17 protein-coding genes and 1 riboswitch are annotated in these 17,948 nt (G+C 70.7%); of the genes, 6 read left to right on the top strand and 11 right to left on the bottom strand.

What is annotated here, in order from left to right; all coding sequences use genetic code 11:
• Positions 1–211: 211 nt before the first annotated feature.
• Both BXU09_RS08800 and BXU09_RS08805 read right to left on the bottom strand, forming a co-directional pair.
• Positions 212–1,147: a heme o synthase gene (locus BXU09_RS08800; protein ID WP_078301922.1), complete on the bottom strand. Its 936-nt coding sequence runs from the start codon at positions 1,145–1,147 to the stop codon at positions 212–214.
• On the bottom strand, positions 1,144–2,178 hold the full coding sequence (locus BXU09_RS08805; RefSeq protein WP_078301924.1) for a COX15/CtaA family protein: 1,035 nt from the start codon (positions 2,176–2,178) through the stop codon (positions 1,144–1,146). The genes BXU09_RS08800 and BXU09_RS08805 overlap by 4 nt, the downstream gene beginning before the upstream one ends.
• 153 nt (positions 2,179–2,331) lie before the next feature.
• On the opposite strand from BXU09_RS08805, the gene BXU09_RS08810 reads away from it, so the two are divergent.
• The 3 genes from BXU09_RS08810 (at position 2,332) to BXU09_RS08820 (ending at position 5,273) form a co-directional block, all read left to right on the top strand.
• The gene (locus tag BXU09_RS08810) at positions 2,332–2,811 is read left to right on the top strand and encodes a DUF420 domain-containing protein (RefSeq protein ID WP_055363533.1); all 480 of its coding nucleotides are present in this window, start codon (positions 2,332–2,334) and stop codon (positions 2,809–2,811) included.
• A 188-nt stretch (positions 2,812–2,999) separates the two neighbouring features.
• On the top strand, positions 3,000–3,821 hold the full coding sequence (gene panB, locus BXU09_RS08815; RefSeq protein ID WP_055363534.1) for a 3-methyl-2-oxobutanoate hydroxymethyltransferase: 822 nt from the start codon (positions 3,000–3,002) through the stop codon (positions 3,819–3,821).
• 90 nt (positions 3,822–3,911) lie between these two features.
• Positions 3,912–5,273: a cytochrome P450 gene (locus BXU09_RS08820; RefSeq protein ID WP_078301925.1), complete on the top strand. Its 1,362-nt coding sequence runs from the start codon at positions 3,912–3,914 to the stop codon at positions 5,271–5,273.
• An 84-nt stretch (positions 5,274–5,357) separates the two neighbouring features.
• Here BXU09_RS08820 and BXU09_RS08825 read toward each other — a convergent pair whose 3' ends face one another.
• The 3 genes from BXU09_RS08825 to BXU09_RS08835 form a co-directional block, all read right to left on the bottom strand.
• On the bottom strand, positions 5,358–6,695 hold the full coding sequence (locus BXU09_RS08825; RefSeq protein ID WP_078301927.1) for a Glu/Leu/Phe/Val dehydrogenase: 1,338 nt from the start codon (positions 6,693–6,695) through the stop codon (positions 5,358–5,360).
• A gap of 52 nt (positions 6,696–6,747) precedes the next feature.
• Entirely contained in the window at positions 6,748–7,992 is a 1,245-nt protein-coding gene (locus tag BXU09_RS08830; RefSeq protein ID WP_078301928.1) for a Glu/Leu/Phe/Val dehydrogenase, read from the bottom strand.
• Between the two features lie 671 nt (positions 7,993–8,663).
• On the bottom strand, positions 8,664–9,644 hold the full coding sequence (locus BXU09_RS08835; protein ID WP_078301930.1) for a polyprenyl synthetase family protein: 981 nt from the start codon (positions 9,642–9,644) through the stop codon (positions 8,664–8,666).
• Positions 9,645–9,810: 166 nt separating this feature from the next.
• Between BXU09_RS08835 and BXU09_RS08840 the strand changes: the two genes are divergently transcribed.
• Positions 9,811–10,395 carry a hypothetical protein gene (locus tag BXU09_RS08840; protein ID WP_078301931.1) on the top strand — a complete coding sequence of 195 codons (585 nt, stop codon included), beginning with the start codon at positions 9,811–9,813 and terminating at the stop codon, positions 10,393–10,395.
• Between the two features lie 80 nt (positions 10,396–10,475).
• Here BXU09_RS08840 and BXU09_RS08845 read toward each other — a convergent pair whose 3' ends face one another.
• From BXU09_RS08845 to BXU09_RS20215, 5 genes are all read right to left on the bottom strand, one after another.
• On the bottom strand, positions 10,476–11,447 hold the full coding sequence (locus BXU09_RS08845; protein ID WP_078301933.1) for a phosphotriesterase: 972 nt from the start codon (positions 11,445–11,447) through the stop codon (positions 10,476–10,478).
• A gap of 116 nt (positions 11,448–11,563) precedes the next feature.
• Complete coding sequence (locus BXU09_RS08850) at positions 11,564–12,253, bottom strand: aminotransferase class IV (protein ID WP_240501125.1); 690 nt, start codon at positions 12,251–12,253, stop codon at positions 11,564–11,566.
• Positions 12,254–12,270: 17 nt separating this feature from the next.
• On the bottom strand, positions 12,271–14,199 hold the full coding sequence (locus BXU09_RS08855; RefSeq protein WP_240501133.1) for a chorismate-binding protein: 1,929 nt from the start codon (positions 14,197–14,199) through the stop codon (positions 12,271–12,273).
• Positions 14,196–15,377, bottom strand: a complete 1,182-nt coding sequence (locus tag BXU09_RS20930) for a hypothetical protein (RefSeq protein ID WP_078301936.1) — start codon at positions 15,375–15,377, stop codon at positions 14,196–14,198. The genes BXU09_RS08855 and BXU09_RS20930 overlap by 4 nt, the downstream gene beginning before the upstream one ends.
• Positions 15,378–15,399: 22 nt before the next feature.
• Positions 15,400–15,684, bottom strand: a complete 285-nt coding sequence (locus BXU09_RS20215) for a hypothetical protein (RefSeq protein WP_144012038.1) — start codon at positions 15,682–15,684, stop codon at positions 15,400–15,402.
• 130 nt (positions 15,685–15,814) lie between these two features.
• Here BXU09_RS20215 and BXU09_RS08865 point away from each other — a divergent pair, with 130 nt between their 5' ends.
• On the top strand, positions 15,815–16,273 hold the full coding sequence (locus tag BXU09_RS08865) for an RrF2 family transcriptional regulator (RefSeq protein WP_078304897.1): 459 nt from the start codon (positions 15,815–15,817) through the stop codon (positions 16,271–16,273).
• A gap of 68 nt (positions 16,274–16,341) precedes the next feature.
• Complete coding sequence (locus tag BXU09_RS08870; RefSeq protein WP_078301937.1) at positions 16,342–17,427, top strand: quinone-dependent dihydroorotate dehydrogenase; 1,086 nt, start codon at positions 16,342–16,344, stop codon at positions 17,425–17,427.
• Positions 17,428–17,455: 28 nt separating this feature from the next.
• On the opposite strand, the gene sugE is transcribed toward BXU09_RS08870, so the two are convergent.
• On the bottom strand, positions 17,456–17,770 hold the full coding sequence (gene sugE, locus BXU09_RS08875; RefSeq protein WP_055363939.1) for a quaternary ammonium compound efflux SMR transporter SugE: 315 nt from the start codon (positions 17,768–17,770) through the stop codon (positions 17,456–17,458).
• 16 nt (positions 17,771–17,786) lie between these two features.
• Positions 17,787–17,857: riboswitch (guanidine-III (ykkC-III) riboswitch) on the bottom strand.
• Positions 17,858–17,948: the final 91 nt, after the last annotated feature.

Here is a 17,948-nt window from a genome sequence, read left to right on the forward strand (position 1 = left end):
CCCGCCATGAGACACCATGAGGAGCGGGCAAGTGTCCTGACCGGCTCCCAGTGGGGCCGCACCTGCCTTCCGGACACGGCCGGGCATCCTCACCCGCCCGAGCCCCCGCCTGAGCCCCCGCCTGAGCGCCGCCCGCCACCACATGGAACTCACACGGCAGCAGGCCCCACCACGTTCGGGAGGGGCCTGCGCGACCGATTTCCGGCAACGGTTACAGCAGGTGCGCGAACACCATGCGGTCGGCGGCGGCCGCCACGAACAGCAGCGCCAGGTACAGCATCGAGTACAGGTACAGCGGCACCGCCACCCGGCGCTCCACGGCCTTCCCGGTCATCACGTGCCGGTACAGCCGCCAGGACAGCACCAGCAGCCACGCGCCCAGCCCGGCGGCCGTCACGAAGTAGATCGCGCCGACCTCGCGGAAGAACACCGGCATCACCGACAGCACCACCGTGTAGATGGCGTACAGGCCGATCTGCGCGACCGTCAGTTTGTCGCCATGAACGACGGGCAGCATGGGAATCCCGACCTCGCGGTACTCGTCCTTGATCATCAGCGCCAGCGCCCAGAAGTGCACGGGCGTCCAGAAGAAGATGATCGCGAACAGGAACCACGCGAACAGGTTCAGGTCGCCCGTCACGGCCGCCCAGCCCACCAGCGGCGGGAAGCACCCGGCCGCGCCGCCCAGCACGATGTTGTGCCAGGTGTTGCGCTTGAGCAGCTGCGTGTACACGACCACGTAGGTCAGGAAGCCCGCCAGGCTCATCCAGGCGGCCAGCGGCGTCGCCCACACCCACAGCATCAGGAACGACGCGACCTGCAGCACCCCGCCGAAGATCGCGGCGCTGCGCGTACTGATCAGGCCGCTGGTCGTGGGCCGCTGCGCCGTGCGGGCCATCTTGATGTCGATGTCGCGGTCGATGATCATGTTGAACACGCCCGCCGACCCGGCCGACGCGTACCCGGCCACGCTGACCACCAGCAGCAGCCACCCGCCGGGCCAGCCGCGCTCGGCCATGAACATGGCCGTCACGGTCGTCCAGAGAAGCAGGCTGATGACCTTCGGTTTGGTCAGGGACAGGTAGTCACGCCAGGTGGCGCGCTCCCGCACGGCTCCGGCGTCAGCCGGGATGGTTTCGGTCGTCATACGTTCACGTTCCTCGCGGCCCGTCCGGGGCCGTCACTGACTGAATGATCCCCGCCGGTGGCCGGTCCGGCGTGCGACTGGGCACGCAGGGCCGTCAGGGCGCGGTACACCAGCATAACGGTCGCCAGCCACAGCAGACACGACAGCAGCAGGTGCGTCAGCTGCATCCACGCCGGGGCTTTCAGGACCACGTTCGTCAGGCCCGCGATCATCTGCGCGCCCAGCAGCGCCCACAGGACCGCGCTCCAGCGGTTCGTCCCGGCGCCCGGCCGTTCCCGGCGCAGGAACACGCCCAGCCACACCAGGAACGCGCTGGTCAGCACGGCCAGCATGGGATGCACGACGCGCATGTTCTCGATCACGCTGGCCGTCACGCCGAAGTCCCGCTTGACCGTCTCGATGGGCGTGCTGCCGTCCGCCGGGGCGAACAGCAGGTCGCCCAGCGCCGTGACCGCGCCCGCCATGCCCAGCACCAGCAGCAGCGCCAGCCCCACGAAACTCCAGGCGCCCACCAGGCCCTGCCGCCGCAGCCGCAGGTTCGGCTCGCCGGACGCCCACAGGACCGTCAGCAGCAGCGCGCCCAGCAGCAGGAAGGTGTTCGCCAGGTGAATGCCCTGTACGAACCCGCGCGCCGGGTCGGTGCTGTCGGCCGTCAGGCCCAGCAGCACCTGCACGCCGCCCACCAGACCCTCCAGGATGATCAGGCCCAGGCTCAGGACGGCCCCCAGGCGCACCGGATGCCCGCGTCCCGTGGACCGGAACGCCATGACGACCAGCGCAATGGCCAGCAGGCCGCTCGCGGCGCTGGTCAGGCGGTGACTGAACTCGATGACCGTGTGCAGCGTCGGGCTCTGCGGGACGACCACGCCGTTACACAGCGGCCAGTGATCCCCGCACCCGGCCCCCGCCCCGCTGATACGCACGACGGCGCCCCACAGGATCACCAGCACGTTGTAGATCAGGGCTGCCCAGGCCAGCCGGGGAAGCCACGCACCCGCACCCGTGCGGGGAACTGTCCGCGTTCCACTCATGTTTCACCTTCCTCGCCGCCAGAGCACCCTGGCGGGGCGGCGGTCAGCGGCCCGCATTCTACCCGCACCCCCTGGCAGCCGATTGTCCCCCCTGTCCCCCCCGCGCGGGGGCGGACACCTGCCCTGCGCCGCCCCCCGTACACTGGGGCCGATATGGCGGAAACGATCAACCAGTGGGCAGTCATCACGATTGTCCTGAGCGGCCTGGCCCTGTGCGTGGGCGTGTACCTCATCCGGCGCGGCATGCGTGAAGCGCACATGCGCGCCATGATCGTCGCCGTCACCCTGGCGAGCGTGTTCCTGGTGCTGTACCTGACGCGCCTGAGCCTGGGCTACGAGAAGAAATACGACGGACCCGAGGAGTGGCGCACCGCGTACTTCGTGCTGCTGATCAGCCACATCATCCTGGCGACCGCCAACCTCCCGCTGGCCCTGGGTGCGCTGTGGAACGCCGTCAAGGGCCTCAAGGCCGCCGGGAACCTGGGCAACATCGACGCGCCGGCCGCGCGCGGCTACTTCAACCGGCACCGCGCCTGGGTGCGCTGGACCGTCCCGGTCTGGCTGTACGTGGCCGTGACCGGCTGGATCATCTACGTCGTGCTGCACAGTTACGGCGAGGTCATCAAGGGCTGATACGGACTCCGATTGAATGGGCTGCAAAGCCCGTTCAATCCGAGCACAGCGAGTGGGAGCAAAACGGGTTCCGGACGTGGAGCCGACAATCCGGTGAAGTCCCGGATTGTCGGCGAAACAAACGGAATCTGTATGAGGCCCGGGGGCCGGCGGAGGCGGGCGCGGCGCGCCTCTGCTACCCTGCCCGCATGAAACGCAGCATTCCGGAGTTGCAGCACTCCGACGCACCGCTGGTGATGGTCACCGCCTACGATTACCCCGGCGGGCGGCACGCCGAGGCGGCCGGCGTGGACCTGATCCTGGTCGGGGACAGCCTCGGGAACGTGGTCCTGGGCTACGACAGCACCGCGCCCGTCACGCTGGGCGACATGATCCACCACGCCCGCGCGGTGCGGCGCGGCGCGCCCGGCACGTTCATGGTCGTGGACCTGCCGTTCGGCACGTACCACACGGGCGTGCAGGACGCCATGCGCAGCGCCGTGCGGGTCATCCAGGAGACCGGCGCCGACGCCATCAAGATGGAGGGCGCCACGCCCGAAATCCTGCAGGTGGTGCAGACCCTGACCCGCAACGGCATTCCCGTCATGGGTCACGTGGGCCTGATGCCGCAGACCGCGACCGCCCAGGGTGGCCTGCGCGTGCAGGGCAAGGACGACGAGACGGCCCGCGCGACCCTGGAAGGTGCCGTGGCGCTGGAGGCCGCCGGGGCGTTCAGCGTGGTCCTGGAGGCCATTCCGGCCCGGCTGGCGAACCTGATCAGCGAACGCCTGAGCGTGCCCACCATCGGCATCGGGGCGGGCGTCGGGTGCGACGGGCAGGTGCTCGTCACGCACGACCTGCTGGGCGTGTACGAGGGTGAGGACAAGAAGATCGCCAAACGCTACGCCGAGGTGGGCCGCCTGTCCCGCGAGGCCATCGAAACCTACGCCGCCGAGGTGCGCGGGCGGCACTTCCCCACGAAGGAGAATTCCTTCGTGATGAAGGACGACGTGCTGGGCAAACTGTACTGAAGGCGGGGCCGGAGGGGCGAGCCTGCGCAGGCTTCGATCCGCCATCTGCCATCTGCCATCCGCTATCGGCCGTCTGGGTAGACTCCGGGTATGACTGCCTCTGCAACCGCCGCTGCCCTGCCGCCGCGCCCGCCGGGCCTGCCTCTGGTGGGGCACGCGCCCGCCCTGATGCGGGACGTGCTGGGCTTCATGACCCGTATCAGCCGCGAGTACGGGGACGTGGTGCGCGTGGGGCTGGGTGGGCGCGAGGTGTGGGTGGTGAGTCACCCGGCCGACATCGAGACGCTGCACATCCAGACGGGCCGCCTGTTCGACAAGGGCCTGCGGCGCGACCCGCTGCTGGCGCGGCTGCTGGGCGGCGGCCTGCTGCTCTCGGAGGGGGACTTCTGGCTGCGGCAACGGCGACTGGCGCAGCCTGCCTTCCACAGCGCCCGCATCCAGGGGTACCTGAGCGTCATGCAGACGCAGACGCAGGCGCTCTGCCAGGACTGGGCGGCGGGCGGCGTGCGGGACGTCAATGCCGACCTGTCGAGCATGACCATGCGGATCGTGATGCGCAGCGTGATGGGCCTCCCCGAGAACAGCGAACAGGTCGAGCGCATCTCACGCGCGCTGGACGACGCGCTGACCGGCTTCCGGCGCAACTACGGCGTGCCGCTCCCGGCGGGCGTCCCCACCCCCGCCCGCCGTCAGTTCCGGCGGGGCAGTGACGACATCGACGCCGTCATGACGCAACTGATCGCCGAGCGCCGCGCGGCGGGCGGCACTCACGACGACCTGCTGGACATGCTGCTCTCGGCGCGGGACGACAGCGGGCAGCCCATGACCGACCCGCAACTGCTGGACGAGGTGAAGAACATCCTGCTCGCCGGGCACGACACGACCGCCAGCACCCTGAGTTTCGCGCTGTACCTGCTCGCCACGCACCCCGACACCGAGCAGCGGCTCGCGCAGGAGCTGGGTGGCGTGCTGGGTGGCCGCCTGCCGGAACTGGGCGACCTGCGTAGCCTGCCGTTCCTGGACGCCGTCATCAAGGAAACGCTGCGCCTGTACCCGGCCGCGTGGAGCACGCAGCGCGAGGCGCGGCAGGAGGTGACGGTCGGCGGGTACGTCGCCCCGCCCGGCACGCTGTTCGTGATCAACCACTGGGTCACGCAGCGCGACCCGCGCTTCTTCGACGCGCCCGAGGAATTCCGGCCGGAACGCTGGCTGGACGGCCTGGAAGCCCGCCTGCCCAAGTACGCGTACTTCCCGTTCGGTGGGGGCGGCCGCATCTGCATCGGCCGGGAGTTCGCGCGCCTGGAAGCCGCGACCGTCCTGACCGGACTGGTGCAGGCCTTCACCTACCAGACCGTGCGCCCCCTGCGCCTGGAACCCGCCATCAGCCTCCGCCCCCAGGCGGGCCTGCCCCTGCGCGTGCAACCCAGAGAAGGAACGGCGGTGAATGGTTGATGGTTGAAAGTTGATGGGTGACGGAGGCGTTCCCGCTCTCCATCACCCATCCTCCATCAACTATCGACCTTCAACCAGTGGCCCTCAGGGGTACAGGCCGCGCAGGGCGCGCGCTTCGAGCACGCGGGTGCAGGCGACGATGTACACGGCGGTGCGCAGGGTCACGCCGTGGCGTTCCTTCACGTCCCAGAGGCTCACGAAGGCCTCGCTCATGATGCGGTCGAGGCGTTTGTTGATCTCGTCCTCGGTCCAGAAGAACGAGCTGAAGTCCTGCACCCACTCGAAGTACGACACGGTCACGCCGCCCGCGTTGGCCAGCACGTCCGGGACGACGGTCACGCCGCGCTCGGCGAGCAGGTCGTCGGCGGCGGGGATGGTGGGGCCGTTGGCGCCCTCGACGATCAGGCGGGCCCTGATACGCCCGGCGTTCTCCAGCGTGATCTGTTTTTCCAGCGCGGCGGGGATCAGCACGTCGCAGTCCACGTCCCAGAACTCGTCGCGTTTCAGTTCCTCGGTGCCGGGCAGGCCCAGGATGGAGCCGGTGCGGCGCAGGTGCTCCAGCGCGGCTTTCGGGTCGATGCCGGCGCTGCTGTGGACGGTGCCGCTCACGTCCTGAATGGCCACGATCCGCGCGCCGTGCTCGTGGAAGATGCGCGAGGCGGCCTCACCGACGTTCCCGAAGCCCTGCACGGCCACCCGCGCGCCCTGCATGGGCATGCCGAGTTTCTTCATGGCCTCGGCACCCGAGACGAACACGCCGCGCCCGGTGGCGTCCGCGCGGCCCAGGCTGCCGCCCAGCGACACGGGTTTGCCGGTCACGACGCCGGTGGCGGTGCGGCCCACGTTCATGGAGTACGTGTCCATCATCCAGGCCATGGTCTGCGGGTTGGTGTTCACGTCCGGCGCGGGAATGTCCTTTTCCGGCCCGATGATCAGGCCGATCTCGGTGGTGTAGCGGCGCGTCAGGCGCTCCAGCTCACCGGTGGAGTACTTGCGCGGGTCGATGCGGATGCCGCCCTTGCCGCCGCCGTACGGGAGGTTCACGGCGGCGTTCTTGACGGTCATCCAGGCCGAGAGCGCCATGACCTCGCTGAGCGTCACGTCCTGGTGAAAGCGCACGCCGCCCTTGGCGGGGCCGCGCGAGGTGTTGTGCTGCACGCGGTACCCCTCGAAGTGCGCGACGGTGCCGTCGTCGAGGTGGATGGGCACGTCCACGACCAGAATGCGTTTGGGCCGCTTGAGGGTCTCGACCCAGTACGCGAGTTTACCCAGGTACGGCGTGACGCGCTCGACCTGCTCGAGGTAGATCTCGTACGGCCCGAGGTTGTTCGGGTCGAGGTAGCTGGGAATGTCGTGCGCGCCGTACTTCTTCTGGGGCTCGTGCGCGGGGTCCTGATGGCTGGGGTCCTGGGTGGCGGTCATGGTGGGGCCTCCTTCGGAGGGGAGAAAGCAGGTGGGGGCAGGTTGGCGCTGGTTACGGGTACAGGCCGCGCATGACGGTCGCGTTGTGCAGGCGGTTGAGCGCCAGGGCGTAGGCGGCGGTGCGCATGTCGGTCTGGCGGGTGCGCATGAATTCCAGCACGGCGTCCACGGCGGCGTCCACGCGCGCGTCGATGGCGGACTCGATCTCCTCCTCGCTCCAGAAGAAGTTGCTGGCGTCCTGCACCCATTCCAGGTAGTTCACGACGACCCCGCCGATGCTGGCGATCAGGTCGGGAATCACCGTGACGTTCTGACCCTGCAGGAAGCGTTCGGCCTCGGGCAGCACGGCGCGGTTGGTGGTCTCCACGACGTAGCGGGCGCGCACGGCGTGGGCGTTCCCGGCGTTCACGCTGCCGTAGTCGTAGGCGAGCATCAGGACGTCCACGTCCAGTTCGATGACCTCGTCGGCGGTGATGTCGGTGGCGAAGCCGCGCACCGTGCCGTGCGCCTCGCGGTGGGCGCTGAGCGCGTCGAGGTCCAGGCCGCCGCTGGCGTACGCCGCGCCGTCCTGATCGCTGACGGCCACGATCAGCGCGCCGGCCGCCGCGAGGGTCTGCGCGGCCTTGCGGCCCCCGTCCCCGAAGCCGTACACGGCCACGCGGGCGCGCTCCACGCTCTCGCCGTTCTCGCGCAGGACGCGCGCGGCGACCAGCGCGGCGCTGCGGCCACGGGCGTCCTTGCTGCCGTAGCTGCCGCCCAGCGCCAGGGGTTTGCCGACGACCACGCCGCTGCTGGTCTGGCCGGTGTTCTCGTTGTAGGTGTCGAGCATCCAGGCCATGACCTGCGCGTCGGTGCCGATGTCGGGGGCCAGGATGTCCTCGCGGTGGCCGATCAGTTCGACCAGTTCGCTGGTGTAGCGGCGCATCAGGCCCTCGAGTTCGTGGGGACTGAGGGTGGCGGGGTCCACGTCCACGCCGCCCTTGGCCCCGCCGAGCGGCAGGTCGGCCACGGCGGCCTTGAGGGTCATGATCGCGGCCAGCACCTCGCACTCGTGGGCGTTGATGCCGGCGCGCAGGCGCACGCCGCCCATGCTGGGGCCGCGTGAGGTGCTGTGGACGGTGCGGTAGCCGCGGAACACGCGGATGCTGCCGTCGTCCATGCGGACCGGGAGGTTCACGCTGACGGTGCGTTTGGGGTATTTGAAGTACGCGAGGGACTGGTCGGTGACCTCGCAGTGGGGAAGTGCCTGCTGGAGTTGCTCCATGAGCCCCTGCCAGTTGAGTCCTGATGCCCGCATGAACGGTCTCCTTGTCCTTCCGGGTAGGGAAGGGGGGTGGGTGCTTCCGGGGAAGTCTGCTCCGGGAAGTCGGGGCGATGAGCTGAGGTTTTGGCCCCCAGAGCATACACGCCGCGCCGCAGTCGCATAGACAGGTGCGGGGCCACGGTCGGCCCGCTGCCCGGTGGGCTGAACGGATCTTACGCCCAAGTTGTATCCAGTATTCAATCCGGCGTCAACCCCGCCCGGCGTGCGCTCTGCACGCGTAAAACAGGAACCGATTCCAGCGCAGTATTCTTGCGCCGGGCCTCCCGCCCACCTGACAAACGGCAGGTTCGGGCAGCGGTGACCACCCTGTCCTGCCCCTGCGTCCCCCCAAGCCCGGCGTCCTGACCCACAGGACATCACGCCCCGGTGCCGGGACCGGGCGGGCCCCACAGCCCAGTCATACGGATTCCGTTTGTTTCGCCGACAATCCGGAACTTCACCGGATTGCCGGCTCCACGTCCGGAACCCGTTTTGCTCCCACTCGCTTCGCTCGGATTGAATGGGCTTTGCAGCCCATTCAATCGGAGTCCGTATCATTCGGGACGGCCCCACCCTCAGCGCCCCGCCGTCAGCGCCCCCGCATCAGCGCACGACCATCAGCTCTGGCCGATCAGCCCGGGCGGGCCGTCATTTCAGGCAGGTTGTCAGTTCAGGCGGTCGATTTCACGCTGCGCCAGCCGGGAAAGCGCCTCACGCGCCTCGGAGGCCGGCAGCACGTCCAGCGCCCGGATCGCCAGCCGCGCCCGGCGGCGGATCTCGTCGCGCGTGCGCTCCAGCGCGCCCGACTGCACCGCCAGCGCCCGCACCCGCTCCACATCCCCCGGCTGCGCCGCCCGCCGCTCCACGACCGCGCGCACCTCGTCGGCATGCGGGCCGTCCAGCAGCGCCAGCACCGGCAGCGTCGCCTTGCCCTCGCGCAGGTCGCCGCCCACCGGCTTGCCGATCACGGCCTCCTCGCCCGACAGGTCCAGCAGGTCGTCCTGCATCTGGAAGGCCATGCCGTACTCGCGCCCGAAGGTCGCCAGCGCCTCCTGCGCCGGCGCGGACGCCCCCAGCAGCACCGCCGGGGCCGACGCCGCCAGCTCGGTCAGGGCGGCCGTCTTGCCGTGAATCACCTGCAGGTAATGCCGCAGCTCGTACTCCTGGTACGCCGCCAGCTGGAACTGCAGCACCTCGCCCTCGCAGATCACGCTGGCCGTCTGCCCGAACATGCGCGTCAGGGCCGGCCCGCCCGGCAGGCCCGACAGCAGCACCAGCAGCCGCGACAGCATGAAATCCCCGCTCATGACGCTCACCACGTTCCCGAAACGCCGGAACGCCGCCTGCTGCCCGCGCCGCGTGTCGGCGTCGTCGATCAGGTCGTCGTGCAGCAGCGACGCCGAGTGCAGCAGCTCCACCCCCACGCCCAGGTCCACCACGTCGCTCCAGCGGGCCGCCGCGCCGCCCGGACGCGCTCCCAGCGCCTGCGCGGCCAGCAGCACCAGCGTGGGCCGCACGCGCTTACCGCCCGCCGCGACCAGATCGTCCCCGATCAACTCGATGAACTCCACGTCCGAGCGCAGCACCTCGCGCAGACGCGCGTCGAAAGTCACGTCCGGAACGCAGAGGTCAGCTACACCAGTCATGCGCGCAGTATAGGAAACGCCCGGGGGGCAAAACGTACCGCCCGCCGCCAAAACACCCCCGGCGAGGGGAGAAAACAGGGTGCATGAAGACCTGCATGAAGAAACGCCGCGCTCCGTACCCGCTTGTCCCTCGCCAGTCACATGTCCCTCATGCTAAAACGCTCGTATGGAAAGTGTCGTTGCTCTCTTCCGCGAACCACAACAGGCGCAGGGTGCGCTGCAGGCCCTGCAGCAGCGCGGCTTCGAACGTGAACACCTCGGATTCGCGCTGACCGACGTGGTCGCCGAGGAAGACATCGCCCAGCAGACCGGCGTCAGCCCCGAAGCCGGTCAGCCCGCCGGAGCGGCCGCCGTCATCAAGGGCGCGATGCTGGGCATCGTGGGTGGCCTGGTCATCACCGTGCCGATCTGGCTGCTGCTGCTGATCATTCCCGTCACCCGCATCTACCAGGAAGGCGGCCTGCTGGGCGTGCTGTTCGGCGTGATCGGCGGCGGCGCCCTGGGCGGTCTGTTCGGCGCGCTGGCCGGCAGCGACCACGGCGACTACGTGAACCTGCTGCGCCGCATGGGCGTCCCGGCCGCGCAGGCCGAGAAGTTCTACGCCGGCATGAAGGGCGGCCACGTCATGGTCATCGCCCGCGACCCCAGCGGCGCGCGCGCCGACGAGGCCCTGAGCCTGATGCGTAAGCACGGCGCCGTCAAACTCGAAGATGCCGTCGGCAGCGGTCAGCTTCAGAGCGAACGCCACTGAACCAGTAGCGCAGTCCCGGTAGCGCAGTTCGGGCGGCCCAGTCGAGGTGACTGGGCCGCCCGTCTGTTGATACGCCGGGCTCAGCCGAACAGTCGCGCGGGGTTCCCGACGGTCATCTGCCGCAGCTGCTCGGCCCCCACCCCCCGCCGCTCCAGTTCCGGCAGGATGTCGTCCGTCAGGTGCAGTGGGTGCCAGTCCTTCACGGCGCCCAGGATGGCGTCCGGCATGGGAATCGGGCGGCCCAGCCACTGCCAGATGGAATCATGCGACAGCAGGATCCGGTCGGCGAAGCCCTCGCCCAGCAGTGTGGTCAGCACGTCCAGCCGCTGCGCGTCGGTGGGCGTGCCCACCAGCCCCTGCAACCCCAGCCGGTCGAAGGCGACGCTCACGCCGTGCGACAGCGTCTCGCGGTGGTATGCGGGGTCCGTGTTGCCGTCCATGTGCCCGATCATGATCCGGGCCGGGTCCGCGCCGTGCGACAGCAGCAACTGCGCCTGCTGCGGCCCCTGCCGCCCCTCCTGCGTGTGTGTGATGATCGGCACGCCCGTATCCCGCTGCACGCGCGCCGCCGCGCGGAAGAACATCTGCTCGTACGGCGTGATCGCGTCGCGGCTGCTGGCCAGCTTGATCACCCCAGCCCGCACGCCGCTTGATCCGATACCCACCGTGACCTCGTGACGCATCAGTTCCTCGATCTCGGCCTCGCCGCCGCCCAGGGACGCCCGGAACTTGAAGTACGTCGCGGCCCCCTCGCCCTCGTAGTAGTACCCGCTGCTGCACAGGATCCGCAGGCCGCTGCGTTCGCTCAGGTCCCGCAGGAACGCCGGGTCGCGCCCGCACTCGTTCGGGGTGGCGTCCACCAGCGTCCTCACGCCACGCGCCAGCAGGCTGCGGGCCACGTCCTCGCAGACACTCAGGGCCGCCTCCCGGTCGAACGGGCCGAGCGTCAGGTCGCCCTGATAGCCGGGGTACCCGAACAGGACGTGCTCGTGCGGCAGGGTGAATCCCAGTTCGCTGGCAGGAACGGGGCCGGTAACGGTCTGTGCACTCATGCGGACCTCCTGAGAGACATGAAGCCCAGGTGGCGGGCCGTGCCCACCGCCGGGCTGGTGTGTTGTGTCAGGAGGCCATGCTGTCAGCCGGGCGGAGGTCCGTCAAGCGGCGATCTTCAACCGCCGGGCCAGACGAGCGCCGGGTCGGTCGTGTCCGGCCACTGCACACCCAGGTCACGCGCCGGGTACTTGCCGCTCAGGCCTTCGAGGCGGGCCACCGGCACCACGCCCACGCCGCTGCCGCACACCCAGGCGCGGGTGACTCGGGTCAGTTCGGCTGCGTGGACAGGCCGGGTGGCGTGCGGCAGGCCTCGAAGGAAGGCGGCGCGGGTCACGGAGGGCAGGCCGCCCGCCGGGACGATCAGCTGCCCGTCCAGTTCCAGCAACGGCGAGGTGCGGCTGCCGTCCACCACCTGCCCGTGCGCGTCCAGCAGCAGGCCCTCGAAGGCGGGCGCGGCCTGCTGCGCGGCGAGGCGGTACGGGAAGTAATTGCCGGTCTTGTGCGCGCCGAGCTGCGGGTGAACCTGCACGTTGGTCAGGCGGACGGTCACACCCCCGTTCGGGCGGGGGCCGGGCATCAGGGGGCGGTGCGAGGCGAAGGTGCCGCCTTCCGTGACGGTCACGCGCAGCAGGCCCCAGGCGTGCGGGTCGGGCGGGGGCAGGTCGGGGTCCGGGTCGGGCAGGCCCAGGAACGCGCAGGTGTGTCGCAGTCGCGCGAGGTGCTCTGGCCACAGCAGCGGCGCGCCCCGCCGGGTACGGACGGTGGTGAAGGCGGACGTGCCGTGCAGCCAAGCGGGGTCGTTCACGGCGTCCGGAAGGACCTTCACTGGCCCCGCCACGCGGCGCTGAGGGTCAGCCAGTTGCCCAGCAGGGTCCGCCCGGCGGGACTCAGCACGCTTTCCGGGTGGAACTGCACGCCCCACGCGGGCCGCCCCGGCACCTCCAGCGCCATGACCTCGCCGTCCGCGCTGGTGGCCGTCACGAACGCCGGGTTCAGGCCGCGCACGACCAGCGAGTGGTACCGCCCGAACGGCGCGTCCTGCGGCACGCCTGCGAACAGGCCGGTCCCGGCGTGCCGCGCGAACTCGGGCCGCCCGTGCACCGGCTGCGCCCGCTCCACCCGGCCGCCCAGCACCTGCCCCAGCGCCTGATGTCCCAGGCACACACCCAGCAGCGGCACGTTCCCTTCCAGGCACGCGCGGGTCAGGGGCAACGTGACCCCGCTGGAGTCCGGCGTGCCGGGGCCGGGGCCGACCAGCACGGCGTCTGGGGTCAGGGCCAGCAGGTCCGCCAGCCCTTCGTCCTGGGAGCGCACGTCCACCTGCGCGCCCAGCGCCCGCAGGTCATGCACCAGATTCCAGGTGAACGAATCGCGGTTGTCCAGCAGCAGCACCCGCAGCCCCGTGCGCGTGGCGGCAGGCGGAGGCGACCACGGCACGCCCGGCGTGGGCGGCGCGGGCGGCTGCGCGGCGCGGCCCGGCACGCCCGCCAGCACGCTCAGGAGAGCCTGGGCCTTGTGCACGGTCTCCTGCGCCTCGCGCGCGGGGTCGGCGTCGATGACGGTGCCGCCGCCCGCGCGGACCTCCACCGTCCAGTTCTCCCCATTGGTCCGCGTGAAGGCCGCCGTGCGGATCAGGATGTTCAGGTCCACGGCCGCGCCGCTCACGAGGCCCAGCGCCCCGGTGTACCAGCCGCGCGGCCCCGGCTCCAGCGCCGCGATGGCCTCCATGACCCGCTCCTTGGGCGCGCCCGTGATCGTCCCGCCGGGGAAGGTGGCGGCCAGCACCTCGCGCAGCGTCGTGTCCGGGCGGGCCTGCGCCGTGACCTCCGACACCAGATGCATCACGTGGCTGTAACGCTCGACCAGCATCAGGTCGGGCACGCTGACGCTGCCCGGCGCGGCCACGCGGCCCAGGTCGTGCCGCACGAGGTCCACCAGCATGGTGTGCTCGGCGACCTCCTTGCCACTGGCGCGCAGTTCGGCTTCCAGGGCGGCGTCCTCGGCGGGCGTCTCGCCGCGCCGCCGGGTGCCCGCAATGGGCCGCGCACTCAGTTCATCCTCCTGCCCGCCCGGGTCACGCTGCCAGCGCACCAGCCGCTCCGGGCTGCACGACACGACCACCTCGGTGCCCAGGTCCGCGAAGGCCATGAACGGACTGGGGTTCACCTCCCGCAGTCGCAGGTACGCCGCCAGCGGATCACCGGTCGCCCCGGCCCGCACGCCGCGCGACAGGTTCACCTGATACACCTCACCGGCGCGGATCAGGTCCTGCACGGCCCGAACGCCCGCCGGGTAATCCACGTCGTCCGCGCCGAACGGCCCCACGCTCAGTGCCGGCTCCGGCCCCGGTTCCAGCGCCAGCAGCGCCGCCCAGTCCACGTGCGGCTCGCCCACGACCTCCAGCGTGCCCGCCGCGCGGTCCCACATCAGCCCGGACGGGTACTCGCCCCACCACATCGCCTGCCCGTGCGGGGCGTGCGCGGCCAGCCCGAACGCGCGGGCCGCCTCGTACTTCAGGCCGCCCAGCCACGCCGGAAAGAACGCGTTCCCAGGCGGGCGGGGCGGCAGCTCGTGCGACACCCGCCGCGGCCACGCGCTCAGGAACGACCGCGACCCGTACGGCACGGCTGGCCCCAGCGACTCCAGCAGCACCACGCCCGGCGCGCCCGCCGCGCGCAGGCGGCGCAGCACGTCCGCCGGGGAGGGCCGGGCAGGGAAGAGGCGGTCAGGCAGGGCAGCGGGGCCGTTCACGGGCCGGATTCTAACGGGCGCGGTGCCCCGGACAGTCCCGGCCCCGCGTGCACCCGCACCTTCGCGGCCAGCGTGCGGTAGAAGTCCGCGTCGGTCAGGTACGCCACGTGATCGGACCGCACCAGTCCCGGCAGCGGAAAGGCCGTGTCGTGCGCGCCCGGCACGACCCCCTGTGCCCGGAAACTCAGCAGGTCCGAGTACGCCCACACGTTCCAGAAGTACCCCAGCCGCGCAGACGGAACGGCGTCCGGCGTGCCCGGCAGGCCGCCCAGCGTGACGCCCAGCTCATGAAACAACCCCACCTGACTGCCCGCCGCGCACCAGAAGTCCACCCGCAGGTCACGTAACTCCGGATCGGCCGGCAGGAACGCACTCAGGGCGTCATGCATCAGTTGCCCGCCCATCGAGTGTGTCAGGACCACCAACGGCTCGCGCGGGTGCGTGCGGGCCGCGTGCGCCGCGCGCAGTGCCCCCAGCACCCGCTGCGGGACCGGGCCGGGCGCCGTGGGCGTGCCGCGCGTGTTCAGGTACGCCAGCACGTCCCCCACGAACAGCGGCACGAACGCCTCCAGCGGGCGGCGCAGTTCCAGCATGGCCCGCTGCACGTTCCGCCGCTGCGACAGTTGCAGCCCCGCCGGAAGGTGCGGGGCCGGTGGCAGGTCCAGCCGCCGGAACGCTCCGCGCCGGGACCGGCGGTGCGAACGGGGCGCGGGGCCACGGCCCAGGCGTCCCTCGACCGCCGCCTCCAGCACGCCCCACTGCTCGGCGGCCGGCAGGTCCGCCACCATGGCCTGCAATGAACGGTCGCGGGCGGCCTCCCACGCCGCCGCGATCACGTCCGGCCAGTCGGCCAGAGCGTGCGCGGCCCGCAGGCGGGCTTCCAGCGCCTCGCCCAGATCCTCGTCGCTCAGGCTGGCGGGTGCGGGGTCCGGCGCGGCCGGGGCGCGGGCGGCGCGGAACAACCCGCCCCGCGAGTACTGCGCGCCCAGGTCCCCCCAGTACACGCGGTCCACCCTCACCCGCTCCGGCGCGTCCGGATTCAGGACCGGCGCGAGGTGAAGGCGCAGCGCCGCCTGCACGGCGGGCCACTCGATGCCCTGCGTGGCGCGGCGCACGTCCTCCCAGCCGCTCTCGCCCTGCTCGCGCACCGCGACCCCATGGATGAACACGACCGGCATGCGCCCATGCTACCCGTGTCCGTCAGGGCCCGGTGGGCAGCGGCAGACTCATGACCCACTGCGGCCCCAATGGGCCGGGTGTGCCGTGAACGGAAGCTGTTCCGGCGCGAGTGATACGGATTCCGTTTGTTTCGCCGACAACCCGGAACATCGCCGGCTTGTCAGCTTCACGTCCGGAACCCGTTTCTCTCCCACTCGCTTCGCTCGGACCCAGCGGGCTTTGCAGCCCATTCAATCGGAGTCCGTATGTGAGGGCCAGCAGCGCGGCCTCGTGACCGGCGATGAGCGGGACGAGCTGGGTCGGCATGCCCGGAGGATGGCACGCCCACGCCGGAAAGAGTGTTGCAGAATTGAACCTTAATGATACTCGAGAATCATTCCTATCTACTCCTGAATTCCTTACACTGCGCCCGGAATTAGGGCGTAGAATGGGCAGCATGTGGGTGTCGACCAAAGCACAGTACGGCCTGCGCGCCCTGATCGAGATCGCGCGGCGCGGCGGCGAGGCCGTACCCCTCAAGGACGTGTCCGAACGCCAGGGCATCAGCCAGCACTACCTGGAGCAGATCGCCAGCAACCTGCGCCGCGCCGGGTTCATCAAGAGCATCCGCGGCGCGCACGGCGGCTACCGCCTCGCCCGCCCCGCCCACGAGATCAACGCCTACGACGTCGTGACCGCCATGGAAGGCAGCATCGCGCCCGTGCAGTGCGTCGAGGACGACCACGTCTGCGACAGCCAGAACGTCTGCGGCACCCAGGACCTCTGGTACCGCGTGGACACCGCCCTGCGCGACGTACTGGGCAACACCACCCTGGCCGACCTGATCGCCGAGAGCGAACGCCAGCAGCACGCCCGCCTCGTGCAACTCGAACCCCACTACCCACCCCTGGGGTAACCGCACATACCGGAGAGGGGGAGAGGGGCCGCGCCGGTTTCTCTCCCCCCTCCGCTATCCTGGGGGCCGTGTACCGTTCGCTGATCAAGCCGCTGCTGTTCCGCCTGGATGCCGAGGACGCCCACCACCTGACCGTCGCCGGACTGGAACTCGCGTCACGCGTGCCCGCGTGGCCCGCCCTGGCCCGCCGCGTGACCGCGCCCGCCACGCCCGCCCTGACGCAGACGCTGTGGGGTCGCACCTTCAGCAGCCCGGTCGGCCTGGCCGCCGGACTCGACAAGAACGGCGTGGCCGTCCCCGCCTTCAGCGCCCTGGGCTTCGGCTTTCTGGAAGTCGGGACGGTCACGCCGCTCCCGCAGGCCGGGAACGACCGCCCCCGCCTGTTCCGCCTGCCGCCCGATCAGGCGCTCATCAACCGCATGGGCTTCAACAACGGCGGCGCGGCCGCCCTGCACGCCCACCTGAGCGCCCTGCCGCACCGCACCGCGCCCGTGTGGGTAAACATCGGCCGGAACAAGGTCACGCCCAACGAGGCCGCCACCGACGACTACCTGAAATGCGTCACCGCCCTGCAGGACGTGGCCGACGCCTTCGTGGTGAACGTCAGCAGCCCCAACACGCCGGGCCTGCGCGCCCTGCAGGCCGCCGGTGAACTCGCCGCGCTCGTCCGGGCCGTCGTGGACGGCGTGGAAGCCGGGCGCGTGCGGACCCTCAGCGCCCCGCCGGTCCTGGTGAAACTCGCGCCGGACCTGCACCCCGCCGACTTCGAGGCCAGCGTGGACGCCGTCGTGAACGCCGGAGCGTCCGGCCTGATCATCAGCAACACCACCCTGGACCGCGCGGGCCTCACCCACCCGCACCAGACGCAGACCGGCGGCCTCAGCGGCCGCCCCCTGACCACCCGCAGCACCGAGCTGATCCGCGCCGCGTACCGCCAGACCGCCGGACGCACCCCCATCGTCGGCGTGGGCGGCATCTTCACCGCGCAGGACGCCTACGACAAGATCCGCGCCGGAGCCTCCCTGACCGAGGTCTACTCCGCCCTGGTCTACGAAGGCCCCGGTCTTGTGCGCCGCCTCCACACCGGCCTGAGCCACCTGCTGGAACGCGACGGCCTGCGCAGCGTCAGCGAGGCCGTCGGCGCGGACGCCTGAACCCGCCAGCCGCGCCCGTCCCCGCCCGTCAGCTCGTGACTTTCAGACCGATGATCGCCACGACCATCAGCGCCATGAACGCCAGCCGCGCCGGACTGGCCGACTCGCCCAGCAGCACGATGCCCAGAATCCCGGCCCCGACCGCGCCGATCCCCACCCACACGCCGTACGCCGTGCCGATGGGCAGCGTCTTGGTCGCCAGTCCCAGCAGCGCCATGCTGGCGATCATGCTGGCCACCGTCAGGACCGTGGGGAGCGGGCGGGTAAAGCCCTCCGTGTACTTCAGACCGATGGCCCAGCCGACTTCCAGCAGACCGGCGAGAAACAGCAGCGTCCATGCCATGTGACACCTCCAGAGTGTCGCGCCGTCTTGTCTTGACCGGGTACGGCGGTGCTCTCGTCCGGAGTGCAGCCCCTCTGGGGGCGACTGAACCCAGAGTAAGCCACCCGTGTAAGCAGACGGGTACAGAAATGTAAACATCTCCCTACACAAATAAAAAACCCTCTCCGTGGGGAGAGGG

This window comes from Deinococcus sp. LM3 (assembly GCF_002017875.1).
Lineage (GTDB): Bacteria > Deinococcota > Deinococci > Deinococcales > Deinococcaceae > Deinococcus.